The organism is Streptomyces sp. CAU 1734, assembly GCF_039888735.1.
GTDB lineage: Bacteria > Actinomycetota > Actinomycetes > Streptomycetales > Streptomycetaceae > Streptomyces.
Map to the genome: position 1 here is coordinate 276,476 of NZ_JBDQQP010000012.1, position 17,140 is coordinate 293,615.

Below are 17,140 nucleotides of genomic sequence, written 5' to 3' on the forward strand. Positions count from 1 at the left end.
TGCTGCGCCGCGACATCGAGGCGCCCGTCGAGACCCCCTGAGACGGTCACTTCGACCTGATCGAGGCCCGCGTCCTGGATCGGGTTCGCCCTGCGTCCGCTCCTGCCCCTCGAATCGCTCCTGGCCCGGGCGCGGGCGGCCCTTGGCCTCGCTGTGGCGGACGCGACGCTTGGCTGTGAACCGCTGCTGTGGATGAGCATCCACGCGGCCGGGTGCTCGCTGCCCACCACGTAGAGCACCCACCCACCCACCCTCCTTGCCTTCGCCGCCTTGCGGGGTGCCGGTGCCGCGGGTGGTGGAGCGCGCGGTGCGAATGCCGGCCGGCCGCGCTCATGGTGGACGCCTGCCCGCGCGGGCAGGCGTCCACCTGCGGCCTGCGGGCAAGAGCGTTACTCGGGCCCCGTCGGCCAGTGGGATCGACCGGGTCCTGTTCGCGCACGCCGGCCGGGTCGAGCCGCTTGCCTTCTGGTCGCGCGTTGGTGCTCACCGCGCCGTTGCGCGCCGACTTAGTCCTCCTGGTCGCGCCGCGCTGGCAGGGCCGGCCGGTCGACAAACGCACGGGTCGATGCTCGCCGGTGCAGCCCTTCAGGACTTGCTGGAATGTCCGCCGCCCTCGCAGGTGCGCCGGACGCGAGCAGCAACAGTTACGCAATTACCCTGCACCGCCCCGTGACGCCGGCCCGGCCGTAACTCGGTGCGCTCTGCCTTGCCGCCGCCTTCGTCGCTCTCAGAGTGAGCCAGCTCTACCCGCTCCCGTCGCCCCCGCACCGGAAGATGAGGCTCTTCGGCCGGGCCTGATTCGGGTGGCGTAGGGCGACGGTGCGTCGATTTGACCAAAACCTCAATAGCGAGTACATTAGAGAAAAGGGTGGAGGTTCTCGGCATCCCCTTTCGGAGAGAGGAGCACCCTCGTGAACGTATCGTCCGGAGCCGCCCAGGCCCACGCTCGTGCTGGTGAAATCGGCAAGCTGACCCGGCACACTCCTGGCCGGGGCAGCGTGGGGTCCGGCAGCTTCGCTCTCTCTGAGGGTGGGGTCCGCCGAGCCCGGCCGATGCTTGAGAGGTTCGGGACCTGCGCGCGGCACTCGGCCCGCAGCAGCTAGACGAGGCGCGCTCCCGTCCCGCCGCGATGCGGAGGGCCGGGAGCGCAGCCACCGAGCGTTCCTGACGCACGCCCGCTTGAGCAGGAGCCCCAACGCTTCAGGTGCGGGCGCGGAGCTCGCAACTTCCAGCGGGACCGGCCTGCCCGCCACTGTGAACTGCCCGGAACTGCCGCTGAAGTGGCCTGTTCGGTTCCGGCTGAACGGAGAGAGTGTGAAGCACACCTATCTGTACCCGCTGCCCGGAGGGGCGCAGTTCATCTGGCGGGCAGGCCGGGCGTTCGCCACGGATCTGTTCGGCAGCCCGGACGGAGACGACCCCGGCACCTGGAAGCTGCTGGTCTCGCTCGACGACGGGATCGCCGGGGCCCGGGACGAGGTGTTCCGCCTGATCCGGGACGCCGAGCGCGTCTGCATCGGGCAGTGCTACGCCATCCCCGGCTCTATCAACCCAGACATCGCAGATATCGAGGACGGTGTCCACCTGTCCACCCGTGAGGTGACACGGCTTTTGTGGGACGCGCCGGTCATGGACCCCGCGCTGCGTGCCACGGTGGACCGCGCGCTGGGCCCTTCGGGCCCCCATGTGCCCGGGCGGGACCCTGAACCCAGCATTGCGTGCTTCTTGGACACCCATGAGGGGCAGCGCCTCATTCCGGTGTGGATGTGATTGCCCCACCCCGCCCGGGCGCGGCGGGGGCTGCTCCGTTGACCCGGGCCCGGCACCGGTGAGGGGTGCGCGCTCTTGATGGGTGCCGGGACCGTGGGCCAGGCAGGGCCGGCCGTGTTGGCCGCAGGTGGATGCGGGCCCGATGTGTGTCCCTACTCGCGGTACTGCACGGGCGCTCCGCCAGTCGCGCCGCGAGGGAGGGTCAGCGGCGCGGTGCAGGAGGACATCCCCGCTCTGCCGTGCGCTACGGCTCCGTCGCCCGCTGGTCGTACGTGCGGCATCGCCTGGCCCTGGCTGAGGTGTGGCCCGTCCGTGATGGCGCTTAAAGATTGACCCTGAACCCCTCGATGTGGTAAATTAGAGATTACTTAGAGGGTTTTGCGGGACCCGCCAGGGGATCGAAATGGCCGACACGGCTGTACTCCAGGCCCGCCGTTCGATGCGGCGAGGCCTTCGCGTTACGCAAATGGATGGTGTCGGAGAGGTGGTTCCGCATCCTTCCGAATCCCCTTGTCGCCATTGAACCCGAGGAGGCACCATGAACCGCGAGACCCGGTTCTTGATCTCGCGCAGGCCGTTCGCGATCGACCTGTCCACCGTGACCGCCGCCCAGCGTCAGCACGGCGACGGCGACCCCTTCTACAGCCTCAGTGGACAGGCGAACGCTGTGTGGTATCGCCGGCACAACGGCGTGACCCGGGCCTGCATCGGGCCGCTCATGCTGTTTCGTCACCACCTGCCGAAGCCGGTCAACCTCGACGATCCGCACGACATCTTGTCCGCCGACCTGGACGGCCGCTACGGCGGCGACTGCCACGGTCGCTGGGACGGGGAACGGTACTGGGGTGCCCAGGAACCCAAGGTCATGAAGCGGCACCTTTCGGTCCTGCGCCCGATGCTCGCGAACTACCCGAGCCTTCCAGTGGGGTACGACGGATGGTGGACTTTTCAGACCCGCCCGACCGAGGCCGCCCCTGGCACCTGCTGACATCGAACCGTTGTTTTGCACCTTCTCCCTGATCCGCGTTGCCACTGCAGCGTCCGTCTCCTCTGTGGGCACCGCCGGCACCGCCCGCTGCTTGAACGTCCGGCTCCTGTAGGCCCCCACCGTTTGAGGAGAACCACATGCTGAACTCCGCCCTCTTGGCCACTCAGCATGGCTCCGGCACGTTCGGTCAGGCCCCGGGATGACCGACGAGACGCTCGGCACAGTGCAGCCCACAGCCGCGGCCTGGGTCCGCGAACACATCCTGGCCCCGAAGAAAATCCCCCCGGCCTGGCCCGAGTGCCCCTGTCAGGGCGTCTCCAACGCGTGCGAACACGGCCAGCATGGCCAGTGTGGACATGACCAGTGGACCGCCTGGTGGGGTCGGGAACCGGAAACCGTCATACAGATCTTCGGCGGCTCCCCTTGTGCCGGAGCCTTCGGCCTCCGCGGCCAGGCCACCGTCTACCTCGCCGACCGCCGGTGCTGGACCCGCTGCAACTGCCACTGTCATCAGCCCCCGCCCGAACATCACCCCACTCCAACCGCCGCCGAGCAACTCGACCTGTTCCGGGACCCGGAAGGCTTCATCAGTCCAGTACCCGCCGTGGACCAAGTCCGCGCTGCTCCACGCGTGCCGTGCCGCCGACGGCCGAGGTGAAGACGGCCAGCCCCGCGAGTCCGAGAGGGAGAAGCCATCTGGCGCGCGCCGAGTAGCCGGGCGTGAACCGTCGGGTGTCGGCACCGGCCTGGCCCGGGGCGGTCAGGGGCGGCCGTGGTCGGGGAGTTCCGTGGTGGTCCGGGTCAGCTGCGGGTCCACCGCGTACACCGTCTCCCGGTCGGGGCGTTCGGGGAGGTGTTCGTTGATCCAGGTCCCTTTCACCCGGGTCCGGCGCCGGGTGAACGTCACGCCCTCGACGGCGTCCGGGCCGTAGACGGGTCCGGAGGGACGGTTGTTTTCGTCGAGGAGGTGCACCCTGGTGTTCCGTGTCCAATGTGCGCGCCGCCAGTCGCGGTACTGCGCGGGCGCCCTGCCCGCGCTGCCGTCGCGCGGGGGAGGGGCGGCGGCCTGGTGGGGCGGCGCGGTGAAGGACAGCACCCGGACGCCGAGGAGAGCGCCGGCGCGGGCCTGCGGGGTCCGGGCGGCCTGCTCCAGTTGCTGCCGGCGCCGCTGCGCCGCCGGCAGCCGGTCCTTCTTCTTGCTCCTGCCGCTCGGCCGGGCCCGGCCCGGGACCGGCGGGGGCGTGTCCCAGTCCTCCAGCGCGTTCAGGGCGGCGTAGGTGCGCAGCACGCGGGCGGCCGGCCCGGGGTTGGTGTCGAGCCGGTGGACCGGGTGCATCGCCCACGCGTACTGCCCGTTGATGCAGTTGGCGATGATCAGCCAGCCCAGGGCCGGGTTGAACAGCAGCGCGGTGTCGGTGCCGTCGTCCGGGCGGGCCAGGACCACACCGCCCATCACGAGGGGGCCGCCGTCGAAGAGCGTGTCGTGCTCGGCGCCGAAGCGGTCGGCGGCGTGGGCGTGGAGGGCCTCGTCGTCGGCGATGACGGCCGGCAGCGGGACGCCGTCGTGGAAGACCAGCACGGCCTCGGCCGTCAGCCGCAGCGGTGCCCCGGGCTCGGGCGGCAGGCCGGTGGCGGCGTCGAACGCGCCGGAGGCCGGCACGAAGTACGGCGTGGCGGTGTAGGCCGCGAGCATCGCCTGCAGTTCCAGGAACCGCTCCACCTCCCGCTCGCGGCCCGGCGGCAGCGGCTGCCCGTCGGCGGCGGCCGGGTTCGTGCTCCGGAAGCGGATGCTGGCGGCGTCGCCCGGCTCCAGACCGTGCCCGCGGACGACCTGCTCCTCGCGCCGGGCGGTGTCTTCGTAGATCACGTCGCCGGCGAGCTTCTCGCGCAGCGCCCACGGGATGAGCTGGACCAGGTCGGTGGTGCGCCCGCCCTTCGCGCGCAGCAGATGGCGCGGCGTTCCGCCACTCCAGCTCAGGTCCTGACCTGGGGCCAGCCACTTCGTCACCTCGGCGTTGTGCAGCAGCCGCTCCCAGATGCGGGAAAACTCCTCCTGCCCTCGCCGCTCTTCCTCGGGAGTAAGCCGGGCGGCATCGGTCAGGGCGGCACCGTGCATGAGGCGGGAGTAGGCCTCGTTCGCCGTGCTGCCGGGTGTCATGGTGCGGAACATCGCGGGCATCGTCCGGTCCCCTCAGCAGCCGAGCCAGTACCGCTCGACGACCATGTCGCCCCCCTGATCCCGCTGCCACAGCAGGGGGCCGACGCCCGGCCAGGCGGGGATATCGGGCGCGGGCAGTGGCGTCCGGCCCGTCTGCAAGGCGTCGTGGGCAAGGATCCGGGCGAAGCCAGCCCGGTATTCCTCGTTGCCCCGGTGCCCGCGTTCGACGTCGGCGAGGCTCTGCCGCAGCGGATGGGTGCGCACCTCGATCCGACCGCGGTGGGTGGTGCTGGCGCAGTGAGTGAGGATCTCGACCCAGGACCAGGCGTCCAGCCCGCGCGCGAGCGCGACGCGGTCGATACGGTCGGCCAGGGGGCCGCCGCCGTCAGTCCAGGCCGCGTACAGGCGCACAGAGCCGTCGGGCTGGGGAACATCGGTGCGCACTAGGGCCTCGGGCCCGGCCGCGGCGAGCGCACCGTGCACCACCGCCCGTTCGACCAGGCGGCGGTCCCCGGAGGGCGCGAGACCGGGCCGGGCGTTCGCGGGCAGGTCCGTGAGAACCGGCATGGGCAACTCCAGCGGGCGGGCAGGGCTTCGCACGCTCAACGACGGGACAGCCGCGAGGTTACGGTCGCTCCGGACCTGGGATGGCTCAGCCAGCCGGACCACGCCAAGCGGCTCAGCAGGCTCCGGGTGCGCCGATTCCGCCCGGGCCGGCCCCGTTCTGCGGATCCTCGCCGGCGTAGAGCAGTTCCTCCGGGCGCCGCAGCATCGCCCCGCCCGGCCGACGGCCGCGCAAGGCGGGTGGCGGTCCGGCGGCAAGGAGAGAATGAAGGCATGGCGATGTGCAGGAAGTGCGGCGTGGAAAAGCGCCGTTGGCCCCGTAACTGCTCCCGGTGTCGTTCCCGGTCGGACCAAGGGGACGCGGCCGCAGACGTTGCCGAGCTGGCCGTGGAGACCGGACTGCTCGGATGGATCGGACGAGCGTTCATGGGTGCGGTGCGGCTGGTGCTGCGCGCGGTCGACTGACCGCACCCACGCGGACGTAACCCGTGCCGCCCGCTGTGTGGCATCGCGGTGCCAGCACGCTTCGCGGCCCGGGCGGCCCCAGTGTCAGAGGTCCGCCGTACGGTGCCTGTGTGAGCGACCGAAGCGACCCTGCGCCGGAAACGCCAGTTCTTGAGGACTGCCAGCGGTTCCTCGTGATCCACCGCGAGGCAGACGACATCGCGGGGACGCGGGAGCCCGGCGGCACCGTCGCCGTGGACGACGGCCGCAGCGCCGGGTGTATCCACGCCCTGGTCGAGGCCCTGGGCGGGGAACGCCGCGCCCGCGTTGTGTGGGAACGCGACGAGCCGCCGGCTCGGTGCTGCGCCGAGACCAGCCACCGGGTGCCATAGAAACTTCGCAGGATGGCCCGTGCCGACGCGATCGGTGCCGGGCCGCGCAACCTCCACGGCAGACGGGGGACGTGCCCGGGCGGACCCTGTGGAACGGGCCTGCGGTTCCTGCCCGTACGAGCCGAACGGACGCGGAGGAGAGGGTAATGAACGCGCGAATGCTCTCGCCGCTCTGACGGGCTGGACGAGGAGGCGCCGGGTCAATGTCGGCACCTCGGCCAGCCCGCTGCGCGCGCCGAATCCTGCCCGGGCGATCTCGGTCCCGGTGGTGCCCGCCCCGCTGTGGCGGGGGCGCCGCGAGCTGGAGCGGGTGTACGCGCGGATGTCGAACGCCGAGCGGGCGCAGCTGCTCCGGCAGCGCCCCGAGTGCGAGCTCTGCCAGCGCAGACCGTCGGCCGCCGTCGACCATGCCGCGGCAACGGGGAAGCAGAGCGCCACCACTGCCGTCTCCGGTTCGGGCCTGGGGCTCAGGTGGTCCTGATCGCTTTCGAACCGGATGACGGGATGAACAGCCCGGTTCCGCGCGGCCTGGTCAAGACCTTCACCGGGGACGCCCGCTCGGCGTTCAAGGGTGGAACCTGACCAACAACCGCCGCTGCCGGGCGACGATGCCAGCCGGAGCGGGACGGCGCTCCCGTGCGCGGGAGCGCGGCCGTGCCGTGGGCGTCCGGTCCGTGCTCGTCGCGACGAGCACGGGAACCGGCGTGCGCGCCGCCCGCGGGGGAGCGGGTCCCGCGTCCATGCCAGCTGCGGGCGCCGTCGGCCTCAGATGAGGCCGAGGGTTGGTCACATCGTGAGAGTGTTCGGCTGGACGACGCCGTCGGGGTGGCGCTCGAGGATGTGCGGCTCATCGCGGAGGGCGTCGTCGAGGCGGGTACGGAGAGCCATCCGGGGAAGGTCGAGCAGGGGTGGTCGCCAAGGTCGGCGACGGTGCCGTGCCAGCCCTTGCCGGTGAGGCAGACCCGGCCGCCGAGCTGTGCCTGGTCGAGCGGAGCCTGCCGAAGGCGGTGCTCGGCGTGCTGGCCGACAACTTCCTCCGGAGGCCCGCCGAGGCCGCGCAGTTGTGTCTGCCGGGCGCCGTGAACGTGCTGATCAGCATGCCGGGTGTGCTCCAGCCGCGGGGTCTGAATCCCGCCACCCTCCCCGTTCTGCCCGCTACCGGACTGGACGGTCCGGTGCCGACCGGGAGACGGACACCACCGCGGCGCCCCGGCCGCTGAAGGTTCGGGACCTGCCGCGGCGCCCCGGTAGTCCTCTGACTCACCCGCTGGCCTATCTCTTGGCGTCGCGAATGGCTCTGGTGCCACGAGCTTCGCTCCCACCGGCGTGGGCCGTCACGGACTTCCTGGCCCTCCGCGCAGCGCGGTGCGCACCGTGATGCCGAACCGGCGTCGAAGGCGGCGCAACTCCCACAGCGACAGCGCGCTCACCGAAACCGGCGGCCCGAACAGGAACAGCGTCCGCACAGTCGCCGGAGCGTTGACGGGGGAGGGTTCGGCCAACTGGAAGGCGAACAGTGTCCACACCAGGACGGGAGAGAGCAGGGCCGGCAGGACCTCGTGAACATCGGCCGCGCGGAACACGTGGTGCACGCACAGCACGACCGCGGTCAGTCCGTATGGCACGGCGAAGAGGACGGCGCCCAGGGCCAGGGGCAGGAAGACGATCTGCCACAGGCCCAACTGCTGTGCGATCCTGGCGCCGGCGCTGTCCTGAAGCAGAGCCCAGAGGACCAGGACCGACACGGAGAGCGCGAGAAACCCCCTGGCCGGCCCGGCGAGTCTGCGCAGGTAGACGGATCTGGCTGGTGGCCGGGCCGCAGCCACGAATATCCCGAGCGCCACTGGGGCGACGATCAACAGGACTCCGGCACCGACGAGCACTTGCGCTGCTTGGTCCTTGGCGAAGTCCGCCGCTGACTCCCTCAGCGGATAGGCATACAGCAACCAGACTGTGGCGGCGATGCCGACTGCGGTCCGCAGGACCTGGATAGTCTCCGTGGTGCCCTCGGTGACACGGCCCGGCCTCGACGGCGTGAACGCCCGCGCGGCCAGAGCGAAGGGCAGGGCTAGGCACCCCGGGCGGACCTGTCCTCCGGATGAAGTGCGCACGTCTTGATTCCTCCTCGGCGGGTAGTCGCGAGACCACCCAATCAGCACATAAAACTTGACAGAAATGGAGATTGAAGGTATATTATACGTGTCAAGGGGTGGAGTTGCCACCCCTCCCCCACCCACGGGAGCCGTATGCCTGCGCCGACCCTGCCGACCGTCCGGGAAATCCCCAAGGAGATCCGCTGCGAACACGAGTTCTACATGCGTGTCCGCAAGTCGATGCTCATCGCCTTCAACCTGTTCTGGAACCGCTTCGACGGACAGCTCACCGCGAGCGGCATCGACAACCTCTCCAGCACCACCATGGCCGACACCGCCAGCAGCATCGGTCTGCGGGCGCCCGGCGGACAGGAGACGGAGGACCTGATCCGCTCCCTGCTTCACCAGATCCTCAAGTCCCACGACGCCAGTCACACCCACACCGTCAGCGCCGCCATCGAGCAGGCCGTCACCGCGTCCCGGGCGCACGGCCGCCCCGTCATCCTCATCCTGCCGGACAGCCAGTAGCGGTACCCCGGCGCCGGTCGGCCGCGCGGCCGACCGGCGCGGCGGGAGTCGGCCCCGCGCGACCTTGTGCAGCCACTGCGGTCAGGACCGCACACGCCCACGCCCTCCGTCCGGAAGACGCGATGGACAGCTCCACCAGCTTCACCCTTCTGATCCTCACGATCACCCGCCCCGGCGGATACCTCGCCCTGGACCTGGTCTACGGCATCACCGCCACCCACCCGGACAAGGAAGCCGCCCGGGACCTCGTCGCCCAATTGCTGACGGACCGGATCAACAGCCACGCCCAGGAGGTCCAGCTGCTACGCCTCGCCTCCGACGCCTGGCCTCCCAGTCCCGAGATCACCGGCTTCACCGTCACCGTCGACACGCCAGTCTGATCACCCCGGGAGCCATCGGTGCCCACCACGCAACCCCCCGACAAGCCCAAGCGCCACACAGCCCCCGTCAAGCGCGTACACACCGCCGACAACAGCACGTGCACCCACCCCATCGCCCCCACCGGCCACCCGCGCACCTCACAGTGCTCCGGCAAGTTCAGCTACACGGCCAGCTGCTGGTGCGGCTGGAGCACGAGCAGCGGCCTGCGCACGATCACCGAGGACAACGCCCGCGGCCACCGGACTCGCTGACCGCCCCGGCATCACGCGCCCTCCGCTATGGCGGTGCACCGGCCCCGTCCGGTGCACCACCGCACCACAGCCGAAGGGACACCTTCGACCACGCCCTTGCCGTGCACCCGTGCTCGCGAGGTACCCGCCCGCTGCCGCGCCCGGCCCCACCACCGCGCTCCCCACCGCCACTCGCTCTCCTTCAAGGAGCTCCCCGTGCATACCGACCTGGAAGCCACCGTCGCCGCACTGAACGCCGGCGATCACGTACACGCCCACGGCACGGACAGTCGAGGTGTTGACACACCGCGCGCCGGATACCTTCTCGCCCCGCCCCGTCCCGAGACCGGACAGCGCCAAGCCGGTCGCGCCGAGGGCTGGCTGGTCTACATCGGCAGGCGTGGTGATGCCCCCGCCCTGTCCAACCGGCTCATGATCTACCCGGACACGGGACGTATCGCGCACACCCCCGAGCAGGATCTCAGCCTGTGGCGTGCCACCACGCTGCGGGAGACCGGCGCGAGCTCGCGCGCCAGGAACCTGCGGATCCGCTTCGGCGGCCCGGCTACGCGCAGTGCCGTCGAGCCGACCCAGGACACTACCGTGTGCGTCACCTACAACACGGAGGGCTGGTACAGCCTGGACGCCGTGGACGACAGCGTCACGCAGGTCTTCGAATGCCGCATCGGCGCGAAGATCTGGTGGGCACCACTGCCGGACGCCCCGGTGAGAGTGCTCCCCGGCACCCTGTGACCGGCGCCTGTCCGCCGCCAACAAGGACCCGTGTGCTCAGCCCCACACGCCCCGCGAGCGCCAGGCCCTGCCCAAGACCACCTGGCCCGAGACGCGCCGACCCCGGAGTCATCAGGTACGCCGCGCGAGATCAGGCCAACCAGTGGGAAGAGCACGACGGCCCCGTCCACCGCGACTGGGCACCACACGCCCGCACGGCCCCGCCGCGCCGGTCCACACGACCTGCCGCAGGGCCCGCCCCCTCATCTGCTGAACCCCGGCCGAAGGGACACCCCTGTGAGCGACATCGGCACCGAAGCCACCATCCGTACGGCCCTGCACGAGGCGCTGACCGCCTTCCGCGCAACCGCCAGCGCATCCGCCGACCACGCCCTTGCCGTGTACTCGTGCTCGCTCGCCGCCCACGTGATGCTGCGCCACGACCCGCACGCCCAGGCCCTCGTGATCGTCGAGGGGGACTCCCCGAACTACCGGAGCGCCCGCTCCGTGGTCACCGTCGACGGCACCATGCGCTCCCTGACCGACGACGAAGACGACGACCTGGACGACGACGATGCCGTGTGCAACCTGGTCGACAGCAACGACTTCGCGTGGCGCCCGCTGTGCAGCCGCTTCGACAGCCAGTACGGCGTGTACCACCTCGACCTCATCAGGGCCCGCGACGAAGGAACCGACCTGCTCTCGAAGTAGCCCCGGCCGGTACCCGCCCATGCGACCGACACCCCGCTGAAGCGGCCCCTCAAGAGCAGCTGCCTGCCGAACACTTGACCGTCCGCACGATCCCGGGAGTCCTCGATCACCCGCCGCACCCCCCTCGCCGACCGCGACGCCCGCTACCTCCAGGCAGCCCGGCGTGACGCCCTGAGCGCTATCACCGAGTACGGCGCCGTGCGCTACCTCGTCGACCGCTCCGGCAAGTTCCCCTCCTACCTCGGCGCGCCGCCGCCTGTCCTGTTCACCGCGGGACTCCTCCGGTACCGCGGCGACGGCGTCAGCCTGGAACTCACCTCCGCCGGCAGCGACGCACTCGACGCGTTCCTGGAGCACAAGGCCGCGCTGGAAGCTCTCCCCTACACACTGACCCGCAATCCGCTCCGCGAGGAGCTGCACCGCGCTGACGAGCCCATCCGGATCCTGCGGGAGATCGTCACCGGCCGGGAGATCGCCCCCGGGGCCACGCTGGCGGACCCGTCCGGGTGCCCGGTCACCTACCTCGGGCCCACGATGTCCAGCGACGACCGCGGCACCACCTGGAGGCCGACCTTCACGGCCCGCGTCAGCTACCCCGACCACGGAGGCTGGCTCTACCCGCCCGCCACGCTCGGCGCGATCTACAACGCGGAGCAGGTCGCCTCCGAAATCCAGGAGCCGCGGTGACCGCCCGCTCCCTCGGCGGACCGCCCGCTGAGAACCTGCCCGAGGTCCCCACCGCGTCGGACTGGTGCCGCCGGTGGACGAATCGCAAACCGTCCTGGAGGCACCGGAGCGACGGAGGCTTTGACGCTCGCTCCTTCGAGGTCCACCCGCTGCCGGAAAAGGCGGCCAAGGACTTTGTCCTTGCGCACCACTACTCCGCCTCCTACCCATCCGCTACCAGGAGGTTTGGCCTTTACCGAGTGGACGCGGGCGAGCCCCAGCTCTCCGGCGTTGCCGTCTTCGGTACCCCGGCCGGCGCGAACGTGCTCACCCGGGCACTGCCCGAACTCCGCCCGAACGTCGAGGCGTTGCTCTGCTCTAGGTTCGTGCTGACCGATGCCTGCCCCGGAAACTCCGAGTCGTGGTTCCTGGCGCGATGCTTCTCCGAGCTGCGCGCGACCGACGTGAAGGGGATCGTCTCCTTCGCCGATCCCGTTCCCCGGCGCAGCACGGACGGCACCCTTATCGCAATAGGGCATATAGGGCGAATTTACCAGGCGACGAACGCTGTCTACACAGGCCGCGGCGCGGCACGGACGCTCGTCCTGCTACCCGACGGCACCATCCTCCACGACCGGGCCGCCCAGAAGATCCGCAAACAGGAGCAGGGCCACCGATACTGCGAGGAGAAGCTGATCCGCTTCGGCGCTACCGTCCCGCGCGCCGGCGAGAACCCCGCCGAGTGGCTGCGCAGCGCCCTGGCCGACATCACCGGTACGTGTTCCGCCTTGCGAACAACCGTCGCGAGCGCGAGGCCATCCGCCTGGGCACTCCGCCCCTGGCTGCGTACCCGAAGACCCCGGACCCGCCCGACTGAGCACTGCCCCCGCAGCGGCCCGTCAGCTGCCGCACACCCCGGCCCGCGCCCACCGATCGGCACCCTTGCCGGGTGCCGTCCTCTGTCCACAGATCACCGGCCGCACCATCACCTCGAACCCGGCCCCACCCCGGCGGACGACGGCATGCCCTTGATCGGATCCCGGCGCCGGCGCACAGCGCACAGCCGACACCATTCGCGCCGACGCGCACAGGAAGCAACACCGCACGGCCGCCTGGGCCGTTCCCCTCCTCGTCGCATCCACCGAGGCGGGCGCCGCCTACCTCACCGCCGCCGCGACCAGCGCCCGCGGCCCGTGAACGGTGCGGGGCACCGAGACCCTGGCGAGCGGCGGCGAACGTGCGGTGCTCCTCGCTGCGGCATGACGTGCCGACGCGGAGGGGTAATCCCGTGCCCACGGCAGGTCGCAGCACTAGCTGGGGAACACGAGCAGCCCGCGCGGAGTGCCACTCACCCCCGCACTCTGTCCCGGCCTCGGGGCCGTGAGGCTTCGGCGTACGGGTTGTCCCCCGAGATGACGGACTCCGAAGCCTCACGGCTGACTGCTGTCCCCACCCGTCACGTATGCGTGTACCAGGTCGCCGCCCAGGGCGGTCAGCCGCACGGCACCGTCGACGTCTTCTGCCAAGTGCATCTCGACCAAGGTCATTGTCCTGGCGTCGCTGCGGGCAAGGAGCGGTGTGCCTGCCCCGCCCCCGGCGAGCAGCCTGCGGTGCCGGAGCCCCAGCGCGGCCCAGCGTCCGCCCTGCGTGATCTTCCAGGGCGTGGAGCCGCGAAACACCAGTGCCTCCTCGTTTTCCAGCCGGAAGCCGTCACCGTCTTCCCGGTAGACCCACCCCTCTGCCAGCATCGCCTCGACGAGCCGGGCACTGGCCTCGCTGGGCATATGCCCCTTGGGGTTCCTGGCGGCGTCGGTGAGGTGCTGCCGCTCCCGCACGGTGGGCTTCCGCCCGCTGGTCTCCGGGTCCGGATGTGACGCACCGGCGCCATCGGCGTTCGCTACGGACGTATCGATCGGCACGGCCCGTATCCCTTCTCGTCGAAGAACTTGTCCGGCCTTATGCGTCGGCGGAATGGTCGGTGCTGTACTCGGCCAGCTCGGTGTCGCTGTGGTCGCCGAAGGAGAGGTCCTCGATCCGTACGCCGAGCGTGCCGAGGGAGGTGACGTTATGCGTCTCGTCTTCGAGCCGCGCAACCCGCGCTTCGGCCTCCTGGGCGGTTGCGGCGATGAGGCTGAAACGCAGAGACGTGGGAAGCGTTGAGAACGTGTAGCGGGGCATGGGCCCTCCAAGGGGAGTAGCAAGACAAGAGCTGGGCACGGTGGCCCTCATGAAGTCAGGCGTGGAGTCGGACACTCCGGCCTGATCCCCCCAACGCCCGGTACTCGGCTTCCCGGAGGCGGTGGCGCATCGACGCACCCTCCGCCCGCCGCTGCTCGCCACGGAGCGTGCGCAGTGCCTCGCGGGCCCGCGCGCGCTGGGACAGGGCGTTGTTCTGAGCGGCGGCCAACTGGAGCGCCGGCCGGTCGGGCCGAGCCAGGTAGTGCAGAGCGAGTGCGCGCAGGACGGCCGAGCAGTACCGCTCGCCGGCGTCGGAGGCGGACATGCGGGCGCGTACCCCTGTGCGGGCATCCGCCGACAGGCGGCCCGGCGAGGAGGCAGTGATCTTCCCGGCCCGTTCGCACTCCCACACTCCGCCGACCCGCACGCCGAATACGTGTGGTTCGTGGGGGTGTTCATGACGGAAGGGGCTGGAGTCCTCGACGTGGCCGTAGGTGACGCGGACGCCCTGGGGAAGTGGCTGCGGCCGCCACTGGTCGCAGCCGACCGTGAAGCGTCCGGCGAGGCGACGTCCTTCGACCTCGTAGACCACGGCTCCGGGCTGGGCCTTGCTGAACTCGACCTCGCGCACGTTCATGGTGCCCATGCTGCGTTCCTTGTTGTCGACGAGGCTGACCGGCACCCATCCCTGACGGAGCGCACCTTTGGGTCGCGGATGCCGGCGGGCGATGCCGTTGACGGTGTTCAGCCGGGACCGCATCCGTGCCCGCTCCGCCTGCACGGATGCCGCCTTCGCCTTCTGCTCGGCGGCGAGGACGGCCTCGTGCTCGGCGTACTCGGCCGCCTTGGTGGCGGCAGCAGCCAGCACGAGGGCGGGGCGCTCGGGAAGGCCACTCCAGTGGCGAACGACCGCCTGCACGACGGCTTCCGTCCGCCGCCGAGCTCCTGGGGGCAACTCCCGTTCGATGCCGTTGTCCCGGAGGTTGACCGTGTACTGGCCCAGGTACCAGCCCGAGGGCGGGTTGTCGGGGTCGATGTTGTCCGTCCAGCCATGGACACGGACGTTGTGGACGAGGGGTTCGTCCTGACGCGGAGTGCGCCAGTAGTCCTCGTCGCCGTCACAGCCGAACTGGACGCGGACCGTTTCCGGTAGGACCGGTCCGTCCTTGGCGGCTTCGGGGATCACCACGAAGGAGCCGCGGACGTGCCGGCCTCGTACGACGTAGCGTGTGCGGCCGCGCTCCTGGAGGTGGATGTCGAAGGTCAGCGGGTCGTGCGCGGTCTGGCTGTGGTGGCGGTCAGAGCGGGTGCCGTGAATCGGGTGATCATCTCCTCGGGAAGGTAAGGATGGGCGTAGGGGGTATCAGTTCAGGAAGTCGGCCAGCAGGGAGCGCAGGGCCTGGGCGCTGGCGCAGCCGTCGGCCAGGAAGGCGAGCTGGGCGGTGACGCTGGCGTTGATGGCTGATGCGCGCTCGTCAGCGCTGTTGTGTACCTGGTCGTGTGCTTCGTCGTCGGCGAGCTCGGCGTGGGCGCCGTTGTTGTAGGCGCTGGCGGCCTGGTCGTGGGCCGCTTCCAGTACGGCTTCGTCCAAGGCGCCCGGTGTGATGCCGAGTTCCTCAGCGAGTGCGGCCAGGGCCGCTGGGAGCCGCCAGGGCGGAATGTCACTGATCGCGGTCACAGGTCTCCTCGGTATCGGTGTGATGCAGGCCGGGTAGCCAGGCGGGAACCTCCGGTCAGCGGTGGGAGTCGGACGTGGTGGCCGCCGAGGTGCGGCCCAGGTGGTCGGTCATGGTCCACAGCGCCTCGGTGACCCCCGGATCGAGCTGTCGTTCCCGTGCCTCGGCGGCGGCGCCCGCCGGGTCGGTTCCGTCGACAGCGATCTGCCAGGTCGCGGTGTACTGCCCGGGTGCCGCGCTGTCCGGGACGTCAGGGATGAGGACGAGGCTCTCCAGATCGAGCGCCTGTCCCCAGCCCCCGCGCTGGAGGGTCTGCGCGTAGGCGGCGCAGTGCTCCTCCTCCCGGTCCCAGGAGTCGCCGTCCGGGTTGTACTTGACGACGACGTGCCGCGGGCCGGTGCCGATGGAGAGGACGAGGAGTTCGCCGAGGTCGTGACCAGCGTCGGCGAGGGCCGTGCGGACGGCGGCCAGGGCCGCGTCGGACGAGCGGTCGGAAGGGGTCACGGGCAGGGCTCCAGGATGGGGGGAGAGGTCTGGTCGGTGCCGCGCAGGGCGTCTTGCAGAACCGCGATGCGCTGTCCGGTTTCGGCCACGGCGATCCGGGCTTTCTCCAGGACCTGGCGGCGCCGGTCCATCTGGCCGCGATAGCGCGAGAGGTGCTGCAGCACGGCGCGACGGTGCGCGGCGCGGTACAGGTCTTCGAGATCGCTGCGCTTGCGCCAGTGCTCCAAGACGGTTGTGATCACGGTCCGGGCGTGCTGACGTGTGAGCGGGGGCATCGGTTCGGGCTGCCCGGTCCGGCCGGCACGGAGGGGGTGCACCGTTGAGGGATCATCTGCGTTGAACAGCCGGGGGCCGGTCAGGGGGATGGAGTTGACGGTGAAGGGGCGAATACCGGGCGATCCGAGACCGAGCGGGGGAGCGGGGTCGATGATGACGTCCGCAGCACGCGTTCTCGGTGCCGTCGGGTCGTCGTCGGCGGCCGCCGGAGTGAGCAGGAGGCAGCCGCGGACGTGGGGGGCGTGCAGGCGGTAGAGCGCCCATGGAGCCCCTTGGCGCGTGGTGGAGACCATCTCCAACTGTCCGTAAGAGCCGAGGTCGCGCGCGGCCCGGGTCTCGACGAGCCGGGGATGCTGGGGCATACCGGGACCTTCCGCTGGTATCGGGGACGGGAGCGGGCCAGGCGGGGATGCCGCCCGGTGAGGGTGAGGCGAGACGCCGGGCGGCGGCATTGAGGTCGGTGACGCATCTGCGACCTTGCGACACATTAAATATACCCATAATTGCGAAGAGGGTCAAGCTATATGTGTCATTCGGGTTTTGCTTCAGGGTTGTGGTGATCGCCTGCGCGCCGGAAGGGTGTCCGTCGCCAGAGGGGGTTGCCGGTGGCTGCGTCAGCGCCGGGGGGTTTCGTCCGGTATGTGCATCCCCGGGCCCGGTGTGACCCCATCGCATCCCGGCATCTCCGGCGCGGTGGTCCGTGACTTTCGTGAGCGAATGGCGGTCGATGGTGAGGTGTGCGACGGTGTGGCGGCCCCGGCGGCCGGGGCCGGCTTCGCTCTGGCGTGGCGGGTGAAGGGGCCGCGGCCGACAGGGCCTACTCCGGGCGGGGGCGCGGGGGAGGCGGGG

The 17,140-nt window shown here is 70.8% G+C and carries 21 protein-coding genes; 12 read left to right on the forward strand and 9 right to left on the reverse strand.

The features are described 5' to 3' along the window. Positions 1 to 1,314: 1,314 nt before the first annotated feature. Entirely contained in the window at positions 1,315 to 1,770 is a 456-nt protein-coding gene (locus AAFN69_RS24165; RefSeq protein WP_347730806.1) for a hypothetical protein, read from the forward strand. A gap of 538 nt (positions 1,771 to 2,308) precedes the next feature. Beyond that, positions 2,309 to 2,758: a hypothetical protein gene (locus AAFN69_RS24170; RefSeq protein WP_347730807.1), complete on the forward strand. Its 450-nt coding sequence runs from the start codon at positions 2,309 to 2,311 to the stop codon at positions 2,756 to 2,758. A gap of 760 nt (positions 2,759 to 3,518) precedes the next feature. On the opposite strand, the gene AAFN69_RS24175 is transcribed toward AAFN69_RS24170, so the two are convergent. Further along, a complete protein-coding gene (locus tag AAFN69_RS24175) occupies positions 3,519 to 4,928 on the reverse strand; it encodes a hypothetical protein (protein ID WP_347730808.1) in 1,410 nt (469 codons plus the stop codon). Positions 4,929 to 4,949: 21 nt separating this feature from the next. Beyond that, positions 4,950 to 5,483 (reverse strand): hypothetical protein, encoded by a 534-nt coding sequence (locus AAFN69_RS24180; protein WP_347730809.1) that lies wholly within the window; start codon positions 5,481 to 5,483, stop codon positions 4,950 to 4,952. A gap of 294 nt (positions 5,484 to 5,777) precedes the next feature. Between AAFN69_RS24180 and AAFN69_RS24185 the strand changes: the two genes are divergently transcribed. The 4 genes from AAFN69_RS24185 to AAFN69_RS24200 all read left to right on the forward strand — a co-directional run bounded on the left by AAFN69_RS24185 (position 5,778) and on the right by AAFN69_RS24200 (position 7,536). Continuing rightward, positions 5,778 to 5,945 (forward strand): hypothetical protein, encoded by a 168-nt coding sequence (locus tag AAFN69_RS24185; protein WP_347730811.1) that lies wholly within the window; start codon positions 5,778 to 5,780, stop codon positions 5,943 to 5,945. Positions 5,946 to 6,055: 110 nt separating this feature from the next. Further along, a complete protein-coding gene (locus AAFN69_RS24190) occupies positions 6,056 to 6,316 on the forward strand; it encodes a hypothetical protein (RefSeq protein WP_347730812.1) in 261 nt (86 codons plus the stop codon). 268 nt (positions 6,317 to 6,584) lie between these two features. Continuing rightward, positions 6,585 to 6,797: a hypothetical protein gene (locus tag AAFN69_RS24195; RefSeq protein WP_347730813.1), complete on the forward strand. Its 213-nt coding sequence runs from the start codon at positions 6,585 to 6,587 to the stop codon at positions 6,795 to 6,797. Between the two features lie 427 nt (positions 6,798 to 7,224). Beyond that, positions 7,225 to 7,536 carry a hypothetical protein gene (locus tag AAFN69_RS24200; protein WP_347730814.1) on the forward strand — a complete coding sequence of 104 codons (312 nt, stop codon included), beginning with the start codon at positions 7,225 to 7,227 and terminating at the stop codon, positions 7,534 to 7,536. A 114-nt stretch (positions 7,537 to 7,650) separates the two neighbouring features. Here the strand turns inward: AAFN69_RS24200 and AAFN69_RS24205 are convergent, their stop codons facing one another. Further along, positions 7,651 to 8,427 carry a hypothetical protein gene (locus AAFN69_RS24205; protein WP_347730815.1) on the reverse strand — a complete coding sequence of 259 codons (777 nt, stop codon included), beginning with the start codon at positions 8,425 to 8,427 and terminating at the stop codon, positions 7,651 to 7,653. 135 nt (positions 8,428 to 8,562) lie between these two features. On the opposite strand from AAFN69_RS24205, the gene AAFN69_RS24210 reads away from it, so the two are divergent. The 6 genes from AAFN69_RS24210 to AAFN69_RS24235 all read left to right on the forward strand — a co-directional run bounded on the left by AAFN69_RS24210 (position 8,563) and on the right by AAFN69_RS24235 (position 11,678). Beyond that, complete coding sequence (locus AAFN69_RS24210) at positions 8,563 to 8,937, forward strand: hypothetical protein (protein ID WP_347730816.1); 375 nt, start codon at positions 8,563 to 8,565, stop codon at positions 8,935 to 8,937. A gap of 122 nt (positions 8,938 to 9,059) precedes the next feature. Beyond that, complete coding sequence (locus AAFN69_RS24215) at positions 9,060 to 9,317, forward strand: hypothetical protein (protein WP_347730817.1); 258 nt, start codon at positions 9,060 to 9,062, stop codon at positions 9,315 to 9,317. A gap of 18 nt (positions 9,318 to 9,335) precedes the next feature. Next, positions 9,336 to 9,569 (forward strand): hypothetical protein, encoded by a 234-nt coding sequence (locus AAFN69_RS24220; RefSeq protein ID WP_347730819.1) that lies wholly within the window; start codon positions 9,336 to 9,338, stop codon positions 9,567 to 9,569. A gap of 195 nt (positions 9,570 to 9,764) precedes the next feature. Then, complete coding sequence (locus AAFN69_RS24225) at positions 9,765 to 10,301, forward strand: hypothetical protein (RefSeq protein WP_347730820.1); 537 nt, start codon at positions 9,765 to 9,767, stop codon at positions 10,299 to 10,301. A gap of 276 nt (positions 10,302 to 10,577) precedes the next feature. After that, positions 10,578 to 10,991, forward strand: coding sequence for a hypothetical protein (locus AAFN69_RS24230; protein WP_347730821.1), 414 nt, complete (start codon positions 10,578 to 10,580; stop codon positions 10,989 to 10,991). Between the two features lie 198 nt (positions 10,992 to 11,189). Next, positions 11,190 to 11,678 carry a hypothetical protein gene (locus AAFN69_RS24235; RefSeq protein WP_347730822.1) on the forward strand — a complete coding sequence of 163 codons (489 nt, stop codon included), beginning with the start codon at positions 11,190 to 11,192 and terminating at the stop codon, positions 11,676 to 11,678. Positions 11,679 to 13,087: 1,409 nt separating this feature from the next. Here AAFN69_RS24235 and AAFN69_RS24240 read toward each other — a convergent pair. From AAFN69_RS24240 to AAFN69_RS24265, 6 genes are all read right to left on the reverse strand, one after another. After that, the gene (locus AAFN69_RS24240; RefSeq protein WP_347730823.1) at positions 13,088 to 13,576 is read right to left on the reverse strand and encodes a hypothetical protein; all 489 of its coding nucleotides are present in this window, start codon (positions 13,574 to 13,576) and stop codon (positions 13,088 to 13,090) included. A gap of 37 nt (positions 13,577 to 13,613) precedes the next feature. Then, complete coding sequence (locus AAFN69_RS24245) at positions 13,614 to 13,835, reverse strand: hypothetical protein (RefSeq protein WP_347730824.1); 222 nt, start codon at positions 13,833 to 13,835, stop codon at positions 13,614 to 13,616. Positions 13,836 to 13,890: 55 nt separating this feature from the next. Continuing rightward, positions 13,891 to 15,024 carry a hypothetical protein gene (locus AAFN69_RS24250; protein WP_347730825.1) on the reverse strand — a complete coding sequence of 378 codons (1,134 nt, stop codon included), beginning with the start codon at positions 15,022 to 15,024 and terminating at the stop codon, positions 13,891 to 13,893. Positions 15,025 to 15,198: 174 nt separating this feature from the next. Beyond that, positions 15,199 to 15,513 (reverse strand): hypothetical protein, encoded by a 315-nt coding sequence (locus AAFN69_RS24255; RefSeq protein WP_347730826.1) that lies wholly within the window; start codon positions 15,511 to 15,513, stop codon positions 15,199 to 15,201. 55 nt (positions 15,514 to 15,568) lie between these two features. Then, entirely contained in the window at positions 15,569 to 16,015 is a 447-nt protein-coding gene (locus AAFN69_RS24260; RefSeq protein ID WP_347730827.1) for a hypothetical protein, read from the reverse strand. Next, entirely contained in the window at positions 16,012 to 16,653 is a 642-nt protein-coding gene (locus AAFN69_RS24265) for a hypothetical protein (RefSeq protein ID WP_347730828.1), read from the reverse strand. The genes AAFN69_RS24260 and AAFN69_RS24265 overlap by 4 nt, the downstream gene beginning before the upstream one ends. Positions 16,654 to 17,140: the final 487 nt, after the last annotated feature.

Bases quoted from the DNA above. Each gene is read 5' to 3' on its own strand.
- AAFN69_RS24170 (WP_347730807.1), top strand. From the start codon at position 2,309: ATGAACCGCGAGACCCGGTTCTTGATCTCGCGCAGGCCGTTCGCGATC.
- AAFN69_RS24175 (WP_347730808.1), bottom strand. From the start codon at position 4,928: ATGTTCCGCACCATGACACCCGGCAGCACGGCGAACGAGGCCTACTCC.
- AAFN69_RS24180 (WP_347730809.1), bottom strand. From the start codon at position 5,483: ATGCCGGTTCTCACGGACCTGCCCGCGAACGCCCGGCCCGGTCTCGCG.
- AAFN69_RS24210 (WP_347730816.1), top strand. From the start codon at position 8,563: ATGCCTGCGCCGACCCTGCCGACCGTCCGGGAAATCCCCAAGGAGATC.
- AAFN69_RS24215 (WP_347730817.1), top strand. From the start codon at position 9,060: ATGGACAGCTCCACCAGCTTCACCCTTCTGATCCTCACGATCACCCGC.
- AAFN69_RS24245 (WP_347730824.1), bottom strand. From the start codon at position 13,835: ATGCCCCGCTACACGTTCTCAACGCTTCCCACGTCTCTGCGTTTCAGC.
- AAFN69_RS24265 (WP_347730828.1), bottom strand. From the start codon at position 16,653: ATGCCCCAGCATCCCCGGCTCGTCGAGACCCGGGCCGCGCGCGACCTC.